11 protein-coding genes and 2 pseudogenes are annotated in these 10,359 nt (G+C 66.3%); 11 read left to right on the top strand and 2 right to left on the bottom strand.

Annotated features, from left to right (window positions below; all coding sequences use genetic code 11):
* Positions 1 to 215: 215 nt before the first annotated feature.
* Complete coding sequence (locus tag F8M74_RS36270) at positions 216 to 833, bottom strand: ankyrin repeat domain-containing protein (protein WP_141258919.1); 618 nt, start codon at positions 831 to 833, stop codon at positions 216 to 218.
* Between the two features lie 122 nt (positions 834 to 955).
* Positions 956 to 2,491, bottom strand: coding sequence for a catalase (locus F8M74_RS36275; protein WP_141258918.1), 1,536 nt, complete (start codon positions 2,489 to 2,491; stop codon positions 956 to 958).
* A 261-nt stretch (positions 2,492 to 2,752) separates the two neighbouring features.
* Here F8M74_RS36275 and F8M74_RS36280 point away from each other — a divergent pair, with 261 nt between their 5' ends.
* The 11 genes and pseudogenes from F8M74_RS36280 to F8M74_RS36325 all read left to right on the top strand — a co-directional run.
* Positions 2,753 to 4,303, top strand: coding sequence for a lysine 5,6-aminomutase subunit alpha (locus F8M74_RS36280; protein ID WP_140863887.1), 1,551 nt, complete (start codon positions 2,753 to 2,755; stop codon positions 4,301 to 4,303).
* A complete protein-coding gene (locus F8M74_RS36285) occupies positions 4,300 to 4,779 on the top strand; it encodes a hypothetical protein (protein WP_141258917.1) in 480 nt (159 codons plus the stop codon). Before F8M74_RS36280 ends, F8M74_RS36285 begins: the two co-directional genes overlap by 4 nt.
* 4 nt (positions 4,780 to 4,783) lie before the next feature.
* Positions 4,784 to 5,569: an OAM dimerization domain-containing protein gene (locus F8M74_RS36290; RefSeq protein ID WP_141258916.1), complete on the top strand. Its 786-nt coding sequence runs from the start codon at positions 4,784 to 4,786 to the stop codon at positions 5,567 to 5,569.
* Positions 5,566 to 5,964, top strand: a complete 399-nt coding sequence (locus F8M74_RS36295) for a hotdog fold domain-containing protein (protein ID WP_201800494.1) — start codon at positions 5,566 to 5,568, stop codon at positions 5,962 to 5,964. Before F8M74_RS36290 ends, F8M74_RS36295 begins: the two co-directional genes overlap by 4 nt.
* On the top strand, positions 5,961 to 6,788 hold the full coding sequence (locus F8M74_RS36300; RefSeq protein ID WP_141258915.1) for a 3-keto-5-aminohexanoate cleavage protein: 828 nt from the start codon (positions 5,961 to 5,963) through the stop codon (positions 6,786 to 6,788). The genes F8M74_RS36295 and F8M74_RS36300 overlap by 4 nt, the downstream gene beginning before the upstream one ends.
* A 111-nt stretch (positions 6,789 to 6,899) precedes the next feature.
* Positions 6,900 to 7,332: pseudogene (locus tag F8M74_RS38300) on the top strand (hypothetical protein).
* Between the two features lie 3 nt (positions 7,333 to 7,335).
* The gene (locus F8M74_RS36305) at positions 7,336 to 7,710 is read left to right on the top strand and encodes a DUSAM domain-containing protein (RefSeq protein WP_141258914.1); all 375 of its coding nucleotides are present in this window, start codon (positions 7,336 to 7,338) and stop codon (positions 7,708 to 7,710) included.
* A gap of 298 nt (positions 7,711 to 8,008) precedes the next feature.
* On the top strand, positions 8,009 to 8,263 hold the full coding sequence (locus tag F8M74_RS38305; protein ID WP_228560866.1) for a hypothetical protein: 255 nt from the start codon (positions 8,009 to 8,011) through the stop codon (positions 8,261 to 8,263).
* A gap of 75 nt (positions 8,264 to 8,338) precedes the next feature.
* Positions 8,339 to 8,935: a hypothetical protein gene (locus F8M74_RS36315; RefSeq protein WP_141279974.1), complete on the top strand. Its 597-nt coding sequence runs from the start codon at positions 8,339 to 8,341 to the stop codon at positions 8,933 to 8,935.
* Positions 8,936 to 8,945: 10 nt separating this feature from the next.
* The gene (locus tag F8M74_RS36320) at positions 8,946 to 9,536 is read left to right on the top strand and encodes a hypothetical protein (RefSeq protein ID WP_141259166.1); all 591 of its coding nucleotides are present in this window, start codon (positions 8,946 to 8,948) and stop codon (positions 9,534 to 9,536) included.
* A gap of 214 nt (positions 9,537 to 9,750) precedes the next feature.
* A pseudogene (locus tag F8M74_RS36325) lies at positions 9,751 to 10,206 on the top strand (AHH domain-containing protein); the annotation flags it as partial.
* Positions 10,207 to 10,359 lie beyond the last annotated feature (153 nt).

The following is a 10,359-nucleotide window of genomic DNA, read 5'->3' on the forward strand; positions in this document are numbered from 1 at the left end:
GCCATTTCGGACCTCATGCGCCTGGCACGAAAGGAATTCCGTGCCCTACAGCATCGTCCCGACGTCCTCCGCTCCTTCTTCGAGCACGCTGGGCTCCATGTTTAGCGGACTCGTCGAGGCGGTTTAGCAGTCGAGCCGTCTGGCCCGGTGCCCAGCGGCATCTTCACCGGGATGGGGCCTCCTTGCCTTATCCTGGGCGGGGCCGCGCCTTCGTGTCATCGCGCCGAGGCGGACGTCTCCGGCGCGGTGGGCGCCTGGGGCACGGGCGCGCTGGGCTCCTGCGTGCGTGCCCAGTCCTGGGCGCTGCGGCCGCTGCCATCGCGCACGTCAGGGGAGGCCCCCTGCTGCCGGAGTTGGTCCACCACCTCCTTGCGGCCGAACAGGGACGCGAACATCAGCGCCGTCTGGCCGAAGCGGTTGCTCTGGTCCACCGCGCAGGGCTGCTGATTGAGCAGTCCGACGATGTCCGCATAGCCCTTGAAGGCCGCGCCCATGAGCGCGGTGTTGCCGTTGTTGTCGCCCGCGCACGCATCCGCGCCGGCGGAGAGCAGGGCGCGCACCGTGTCCGCATGCCCGTGGTACGCGGCGAGGATGAGCGGCGAGAAGCCGCGAGCATCCCGCGCCTCCACCGGCGTACCCGCTTGGACGAGCCCGGCGACGATGTCCGTCTCTCCAGCACGAGCGGCGGCCAGCAGGTAGCGCTCCGCCTCGCTCGTGGCCAGCAGACGCCCTTGCGGCGCAGGCGTGGCGCGCAGGGACATCCACGCGGCCGTCAACACGCCGGCACCCAGCATCAACAGGCCCAGCGTTCCCAATAGCAGCTTGCGAATCATGACGGACTCCAGAAGAGAGGGGGCCTGCTCCCACTGAGGGAAGACCGGGATGCGACGGGCGGCGAGAGGGAAGCGCCGGGCCCTGGCGGAGACAGCCATGCCAGGGCCCGGAGATGAACGAATCAGTGGGCGGCGAGCGTGGCCACGGCGGCCTTGGCGTCGTCCACCTTCACGTTGACGGCCTTGGCAAGGCGGGTGCCGTAGTCAGGGTTGGCCATGAAGAAGTGACCCACCATGCGCGCCTTCACCTTGGCATCACGCACCTGGTTCAGGTCCGCGGCCAGGTTCTTGATGAGGCGGTCCTTCCCGCCCGCGTCGAGCGCCAGATAGAAGGCGCCCGCCTGCGCGAAGTTGTCCGTCTTCTCGATGCCGCGCTGCTGCGTGGTGCCGCGGAGCGGCGCGTTGGAGAAGAGGTACTGCGGCGCGTCCTGCGTCTCACGGGTGACGCTGGGCTCGTAGTTCACGTCCGACTTCGTGTTGGCGAAGTTCATGCTGCCCGCCTGGCTGTTGTTGCTCACCGTCGCGCGGGCCCGGTTGATGGGCAGTGACTGGTAGTTGGCGCCAATGCGGTAGCGCTGGGTGTCGGCGTAGGAGAACAGGCGGCCCTGCAGGAGGCGGTCCTCGGAGGGCTCGATGCCCGGCGGCTGCACGCCAGGGGAGAAGGCCGCCTGCTCGGTCTCCTCGAAGAAGTTGTCCGGCATCTTGTTGAGCGTGAACTTGCCCAGCTTGATGGACGGCACCTGCGTCTCGGGCCAGATCTTCGTCGCGTCGAGCGGGTCGAAGCTGAACTTGTCCAGCTCCTTGGGGTCCAGCACCTGCACGCTCAGCTCCCACGAGGGGAACTTGCCCGCGCCAATGGTGGCGTAGAGGTCCGTGGTGGCGTGCTGGTGGTCCTCGGAGATGACGCGGGCGGCGTCCTCGGCGGTGAGGCTCTTCACGCCCTGCTGCGAGCTCCAGTTGAACTTCACGTACTTGTATTCGCCCTTCGCGTTGACGAACTTGAAGGAGTGCACGCCGTGCCCGTTCATCTGGCGGTAGTTCGCCGGGATGCCGATGTCCGAGTACACCTGCGTGAGCATGTGCGTCGACTCGGGCAGGTGCGAGAAGAAGTCGAAGGAGCGATTCGGGTCCTGCTTGTTCGTGACGGGCGACGGCTTCAGCGAGTGCACCATGTCCGGGAACTTGATGGCGTCGCGGATGAAGAAGACGGGCAGGTTGTTGCCCACCAGGTCCCAGTTGCCCTCGTCCGTGTAGAACTTGAGCGCGAAGCCGCGAGGATCGCGCAGCGTCTCCGGCGAGCCCGACGGATGGATGACCGTGGAGAAGCGCACGAACATCGGCGTCTTCTTGCCCTTCGCGGAGAAGATGGACGCGCGCGTCAGCTTGGAGAAGTCGCCGTAGCTCTCGAAGGTACCGTGGGCGCCGGTGCCGCGCGCGTGGACCACTCGCTCGGGGATTCGCTCACGGTCAAAGCGCGCCAGCTTTTCGATGAGGTGGAAGTCCTCCAAGAGGACGCCGCCACGAGGACCGGCCGTCTTGGAGTTCTGGTTGGTCCCCACGGGGGAGCCGGTGTCCGTCGTCAGGGGAGGGGGCGTCGCGGCAACGGCGGCCGATCCGCCAAAGAGAATGGCGGTCAGAAGCAGGGAGCGGGTTTGCAAGGGATTCTCCTTGTTTCAGGGGGTAAGGCAGTCCCGTCCTGAGCAGGTGCCATGCCATCGCTCGACTCTGAATGATTCCGGTGGGTTATGTGTTGTGTCCAAGAGTGTCCACCGAAAGGCCGGTGGCGTCACCGCCCTGTCGGTGGGAGTGGCCACCGGCCTTTCGGTGCTTTGAGCTCGAAACCGATAATGCGGTGCGGCAACGTTGTGCAGGTGCGCATCGGCGCTACCCGCTGTCGTTCGGGCGGGTAAGGTGCGTCCATGCCAGGCCCGTTCATTGAAGACGCGCGGATTGAAAATGCGCGCAAGCTGGCGGACGAAATCGTCAACCCGATCTTCGACCTCATCCGCCGTAACACCACTGTTTCGACCGAGCGCACCGTGTTGCGCTTCTTCGGCCTCTCTGGAGCTGGCGCGCGGGGCGTGCCGCTTGCCAACCTGATGGTGGACAAGCTGAAGGCCGCCGGGGTGCTCAACAAGGGCGCCGCCTACTGGTACGGCCGCGCGCTGCAACTGGGCGCGAAGAGCCCGCTGGAGGCCGTGGAGCGGCTGACGGCGCTCCCCACGGAGAAGCTGGCCCCCTTGTCGCCCGAGCAGGAGCACAACCTCCGCGAGGAGGTGCGCGCGGAAGCCCGCGCCGCGCTCGATGACCTGAAGGCCCGCATCGCCCAGCGCGAAGAGCTCCGCAAGCAGTTCCCCATGCCCCCGGCGCCGCACAAGTACGTCATCGTGGCCACGGGCAACATCTATGACGACGTGGACCAGGCGCGCGCTGCGGCCCAGGCGGGCGCGGACGTCATCGCTGTCATCCGGTCCACGGCGCAGTCGCTGCTGGACTACGTGCCCCACGGCGCGACGACGGAGGGCTACGGCGGCACCTACGCCACCCAGGAGAACTTCCGCATCATGCGCGAGGCCCTGGACGACGAGAGCCGCAAGCTCAAGCGCTACATCCAGCTGACCAACTACTCGTCCGGCCTCTGCATGTCGGAGATCGCCTTCTGCGCGGCCTACGAGAAGCTGGACATGCTGCTCAACGACGCGATGTACGGAATCCTCTTCCGTGACATCAACATGCGGCGCACGTTCATCGACCAGTACTTCAGCCGCCGCATCTGCGCCCTGGCCGGCATCATCATCAACACCGGCGAGGACAACTACATCACCACCGCGGATGCGTACGACGCGGCCCACACCGTCATCGCCAGCCAGTTCATCAACGAGTGCTTCGCCAAGCGCGCGGGCCTCAAGGACTGGCAGCTGGGCATCGGCCACGCGTACGAAATCGATCCGTACCGCGAGGACACGCTGCTGCTCGAGCTGTCCCAGGCCATGCTGGTGCGCCGCTGCTTCCCGGACGCGCCGTTGAAGTACATGCCGCCCACCAAGCACAAGGAGACGGACATCTTCTTCAGCCACACGTACGACGTGATGGCGAACCTGGTGGCCATGTGGACACGGCAGGGCATCCAGCTGCTGGGCATGATGACGGAAGCCATGCACACGCCGCTCTTGGCGGACCGCTACGTGGCGCTCAAGTCCGCGGCCTACATCCACCGCGCGGCGCGGGGCATCGACGAGGAGTTCACCGTCCGCGAGGACGGGAAGATCGCCAACCGCGCGCGCGAGGTGTTCGCCCGGGCGGAGCAGTTGCTTCAGGAGTGCCGCGACGAGGGCATGGTGACCGCCATCGGCCGGGGCCACTTCGGTGACGTGAAGCGCGAGGAGACCGGCGGCAAGGGCCTCGACGGCGTGCTGGAGAAGGCGCCGGACTATTTCAACCCGTTCCTGGAACTCCTGGAGGCGCAGTGATGCTCGGTTCAATCCTTGCCATGGTCCTCTCCGCGGGCGGTTCCGCGGATGCGCTGGCGCAGGTCCAGGTGAAGAACGTGTCCATCCAGGTTCCCGCCTCGTGGAACCGCACCGAGGCGGATGGGACAAACAAGTTCCAGGCGCCCAGCGGGGACGCCTACTTCCTGGTGGACGTGGGCGCCGTGCAGACGGCGGGCATGAAGGCCCTGACGTGCGTGGACAAGATTGTCGCGTCCATTGGCGGCAAGGGCTGGGAGCGTCTGAAGGTGGGCGGCCAGCCAGCGGCGAAGCGTCAGGAGACGGACGTGGCGCCGGATGGCAGTGGCGCGGTGGATTCCGTGACGTATGTGGGCTGCGACGGAAAGACGACGTGGTCGGTCGTCTTCTACCTGGAGCAGACGAAGAAGGAGCGGTTCGCTCCGCTGGCCCAGAAGGTGGGCTCCAGCGTCAAGATTCAGCGGGCCGGAGGGAAGTGAGCCGATGGTGAAGCCGAGCAAGCAGATCATCCGTCCCTACGGCGACCGGCGGGACGACGGCGTGGTGCAGCTGTCGTTCACCCTGCCGGTGCCGTTGTCCGAGAAGGCCAAGGAGGCCGCCGCCGTCTTCACGAAGAAGATGGGCTTCACCGACGTGAAGGTGGCCGCCGCCGAGCGCGCCGCGGACTCCTACACCTTCTTCATCGTCTACGCCCGTTCGGCCGTCACGCTGGACTACGCCGAAATCGACGTGCCCGAAGTCGTCGTGAAGAAGATGTCCTTCGACGACCTCAACGCCTTCATCAAGGAGAAGGTGAAGCGGCGCATCGTGGTGTTCGGCGCCTGCACGGGCACGGACACACACACGGTGGGCATCGACGCCATCCTCAACATGAAGGGCTACGCGGGCGACTACGGCCTGGAGCGCTACCCCGGGTTCGAGGCCTTCAACCTGGGCAGCCAGGTGCCGAACGAGGACCTCATCAAGAAGGCCATGGCGCGCAACGCGGACGCCATCCTGGTCAGCCAGGTCGTCACCCAGCGCGACGTGCACAAGGACAACTCGCGGCACTTCATCGACGCGGCGAAGGCCGCTGGCATCCACGGCAAGGTCCAGTTGCTGCTGGGCGGGCCCCGCGTGGACCACAAGCTGGCGCTGGAGCTGGGCTTCGACGCCGGCTTCGGGCCCGGCACCAAGCCGTCCGACGTGGCCAACTACATCGTCCACGCGCTCCTCAAGAAGGAAGGCAAGGAGCCGAAGGACGCGCACTATCAGGGAGAGCCCCAGTGAGCACGGGAACGAAGGCGGTCATCCGGCTGCGCATGAGCAGCCACGACGCGCATTACGGCGGCAACCTGGTCGACGGCGCGCGGATGCTGGGCCTCTTTGGCGACGTGGCGACGGAGTTGTGCATCCGCAGCGACGGGGACGAGGGCCTCTTCCGCGCCTATGACTCGGTGGAGTTCCTGGCCCCGGTGTACGCGGGCGACTTCATCGAGGCGGAGGGCGAAATCGTCAGCGCGGGCAACACGTCGCGGAAGATGCGCTTCGAGGCGCGCAAGGTCATCAAGCCGCGGCCGGACGTGAATGACTCGGCGGCGGATGTCCTGTCGGAGCCGGTGGTGGTGTGCCGGGCCACGGGGACGTGTGTGGTGCCCAAGGACAAGCAGCGGGGGCAGACATGAGCACGCCCATGGTCATCACCGCGGCCATGGTGGGCGCGGAGACGACGCGCGAGCAGACGCCGCACCTGCCCATCACCGCGGAGGAGATCGCCGAGGACGCCGCGCGTTGCCGCGAGGCCGGCGCGGCGATGGTGCACCTGCACGTGCGCACGCCGGACGGCAAGCCGTCGCAGGACGCGGAGTTGTTCCGCGCGGCCATCCGCGCCATCCGCAAGCGCACGGACGTGCTCATCCAGACGTCCACGGGCGGCGCGGTGGGCATGACGGTGGACCAGCGCTGCGGGCCGCTGACGCTCACCGGCGAGGACCGGCCGGACATGGCCACCTTGACGACGGGCACGGTGAACTTCGGCGAGGAGGTCTTCTGGAATCCCCGGCCGCTCGTGCGTGACATCGCCAGGCGCATCAAGGCGATTGGCCTGCGGCCGGAGCTGGAGTGCTTCGACGTGGGCATGATTGACGAGGCCCGCTACCTGGCGAAGGAAGGGCTGGTGGACCTGCCAGCGCACTTCGACTTCGTGCTCGGCGTGCCGGGCACGTTGCAGCCACGTCCGGAGGTGCTGGACTTCATGATTGCCTCGCTGCCGGAAGGCTCCACCTGGACGGTGGCCGGCGTGGGGCGTCACCAGCTGGCCTACGTGGACGAGGCGGCGAAGCGGGGCGGCAACGCGCGCGTGGGCCTGGAGGACAACATCTACGTGTCCAAGGGCGTGCTCGCGAAGGGCAACTGGGAGCTCGTCGCCGAGGCGGCGAAGCGCGCGCGTGCCCATGGCCGCGAGCCGGCAACACCGGAGCAGGCGCGCAAGCTGTTGCGGTTGTCGTAGCACCGCCGGACGCATCGTGACGGCCGCCGCCCGAGTCCTGTCGGGCGGCGCCCGTCTCTGGAGTGTGGGGCTGGTTCTTGTTGCCATGCATCCGGGCGAAGTCGGCTCTCCATGGAAAAGCAGAGAGCTGGACCTGGCCTGTTGTGCCTCTTGGCCGTTGCGTCGTTGGGCTGCGCCAGCAGTGCCACCGGATCGGCCAGTCGCCGCGATGCCTATGCCCTGGCGTCTTGCACCGACACCGTGTCGTGCTGCATCCAGCGCAACCCTGGTGTGCCCGAAGCGTGCGGCCTCACAGCGGGCGAGGCCGCCGCGCACATGGCAGGCGTCAAGATGGCCATGGAGGCGACGGAAGACGCCGCCCGCTGTGTGGGACGACGCTCACAACGCGGAACTTCCCGAATGGAAGCGCCGCTGCATTCGGAACTACGGCGACTGCAAGGAGGGGCTGTTCGCCGGGCCCTGCTACGACTGCCTTCGCATGTGTGAAGGGCAGCAGGATTGGCCCCTTGATATGTGCGGCCCGAAGCGGAAGAAAAGGCCCTGACCCATGGCCAACCGCCCTAACTGGGACTTGTTCCGCGCACTCTCCCGCCGCGTGTTGCGGGACGGCATGCCTCTCGTGCTCACGGAGGACGTGCGCACGTTGTTGCTACACACTGCACGTGAGGTTGCCATCCTCGATGCGGAGCTCGCATTGCGCACCGAGGAGGGGGCCTTGGCACTGATTCGTGAGACTGGACGCCGCATCACGGACGGCTCAAACAGGCTCACCGATGCGCTGCACGTGATGTGGCAGCACCAGCGGGCTGGGGACTACAACAGCGCGCGGCAACTGATGCGCGACGTGTTGGCCGTCGAAGTCGTGCCGTACTACCGGGAGCTTGCTCAAGGCCAGCTCGACGACATGTCCGACGAGCCTTGAACGGCTTCGCGCGAAGCATCTCCGCCCGCGCAGATGTCCGTGGTCAAGAAGAACATCATCGGCTTTCCGTTGTGACGGTGGGCATTGCGCTCACCGAGGTGGTGACGTGGGGCGCCTTCCGGAGCTTGCCGCCGTCCAGGCGCAGTTGCTGCCCTTGGATGCATGCGCGGTCGAGTACGGGAGTCGAAGAGGATCGGGCGGGAGGCGTTGGATTGGCTCCCAGGAATATGCCTACGTCACGCCCTGCGGGACTCCGTCCTCCTATCGTATCTCCGTCCGTGTTCCATCGGAGCGGCGGGTGAGCGACGTCGCCTTCGACATGAGGCGAAGCTCCGTCTCCGCGCCCTGGAAGATCCTGGTCGACAAGGATCAGACCGCGTTCCCCGCGCTCAAGCAGTCGCTCGAACAACTCGCCCCCTTCTTGCTCACGCAGTACCCCATCGAGCGCCAGAAAGACGCCGACTTGAAGGTGCGACTGGCACGCGAGAGACAGGAGCGGAAGGACGCTGAGCGCGCTCTCAAAGAAGAAGCGAAGAATTCTTATCCGGAGTGAATGTCTCGCCTTTTTGGCGTGCCGCCTGTTGACGGATTTTCGGTGTGCGCTCGCTCCACTTAGGCTCGTGCCTCAATGAATCCATCGTCTACACAGTCGGCGCGGAAGTCCGGCAACTCCGCCATCATCATCATCGTCGCGGTGGTGGTGATGGTTGGCCTCATGGGCGGGGGGGCCATTCTGGTCGCGGGGGGAGGATTTGGCCGGGGCGGCTTGAAGACCGACGTCAGCGGCCTTCAGGAACTCGCCGCGGTCCAGGCGCAGTTGCTGCCCCTGGATGCATGCCACATCGAGTACGGAGTGCGGGCAGGCGCGCTACCGCACCGCTCGACGGGCTCCCGGAAGTCCGCCTCCGTCACGCCGTGCAGTGGGGCGTCGGTTTCCTATGTCTCCATCAGCGTTCCGGAGGAGCTTCAGTCGTCTCAAGTCGCCTTTGACATGACGCGAAGCTCCGTCTCCGCGCCCTGGAAGATCCTGGTCGACAAGGATCAGACCGCGTTCCCCGACCTCAAGCAGTCGCTCGAACGGATCGCGCCCCTCATCGTGGAGAAGTATCCCGAGGCGCTTGCCACGGAGATCCAGCGCCGTGTGGACAGTGAGCGCGCGTGGCAGGAGCACAAGGCTGCCGAGCGTGCTCGCAAGGAAGCGGCGAAGACCTCGTATCCCGAGTGAGCGACTTCCCATGAGCACAGTGCCCACGCAGCCGGCGCAGAAGTCCGGCAAGAACACGATCCTCATCATCGCCGCGGTCGCGGTAGTGGTCGGCGGCATCGGCGCAGCGACCCTTCTGTTGGGCCGGCAGCCGAGCGACGTTGGGAGCCTCGGGGAGACCGACGTCGGTGGCCTTCAGGAGTTGGCCGCCATTCAGGCGCAGCTGCGTCCCTTGCGGGCATGTGGCATCGAGTACGGGGAGCGGGGACGCCGGATGAAGTCGGGCTCTCACACGTCCGTATGGGTCAGCGCGTGTGAGAATGACCGTTTCGCGGGAGTCCGCATCGAGGTTCCCACAGCGCGACAGGTAGAGGGAGTCGCCTTCGATTTGGAGCGAAGCTCCGTCTCCGAACCCTGGAAGATCCTGGTCGACAAGAATCAGGTGCCATTTCCAGAGCTCAAGCGGACACTCGAGCAGCTCACGCCCTACCTCGTCGAGGAGATTCCCTCAAGGCTTGCTCAAGCCATCGAGGCGAAGGTCGCGGCTGATCGCGAGAGGCAGAAGCGCCAGGCCGCGGAGCCTGCTCGCAGGGAAGCATCGAAGAACTCGTATCCGGAGTGAGGCGCCTGGCCGGCCCGTTCGCTCACGGGAACTCGATGGAGCCGAGGCTGATGGGAGAGTGCGGACGACTCCGGGTCCAGTCCCGAATCGTGTGTAGGGCAGCCTGCTCGTTGGCAGGCGCTTGGTGTGGCTCAGGACTCCTGTAGGAAAGTGCGCGTTCGCCTGCGCTCGCGTGCCATTCATTGGTCGGCGTGGCGGGTGTGTGCTTTCAGGCATGCCCGTCATCATCCGGGGGGCCCGAGTCCGATTTCTGAAAACGAAGCCGGGCGAGGGGCCGAAGCCGCCTCCGCGCCCACCGTGTGAGTACTGCGGGAAGGCGTGGCACAAGTTCGCCGCCGCGTGGGGCTGGCACGTGGGGAACTCCACGGAGTTGCGGGAGAACATCCTCGCGGGCCGGGAGTCCAGCGAGCACCCCTGGTACACGGGGCGCTGGTCCATCGCCGCCCACCACCTCATCTGCTCGGAGGCCATGGCGGATGACGAGAACTGGGCCCGGTTCTGCCGGGAGTTCAGCTACGACATCAACCGGCGGGAGAATGGCGTCATGCTGCCCATTGTTCTGGCCGTGGCATGCGAACTCCACGTCCCTGTCCACATCGGTCCTCATTCAGGAGGGTGGGCTTTCGACATGGACATGGCGTACCCAGATGCGGTGAAGGGAGCGCTGGAAGCTGTCGCTGATGCCGTGGAGCGGGGTGAAGTTGCCCCGGTTTCGTGGAGTTCCACCCGCTGTGCGAAAAGGGTCCCACGATGCCGAAGTCACGTCCCCCATACCCGCCGGAGTTCCGTGAGCGGGTGGTCGAGCTGTTGAAAGCCGGCCGCT

This window comes from Myxococcus sp. CA023, from assembly GCF_010998615.1.
Lineage (GTDB): Bacteria > Myxococcota > Myxococcia > Myxococcales > Myxococcaceae > Myxococcus.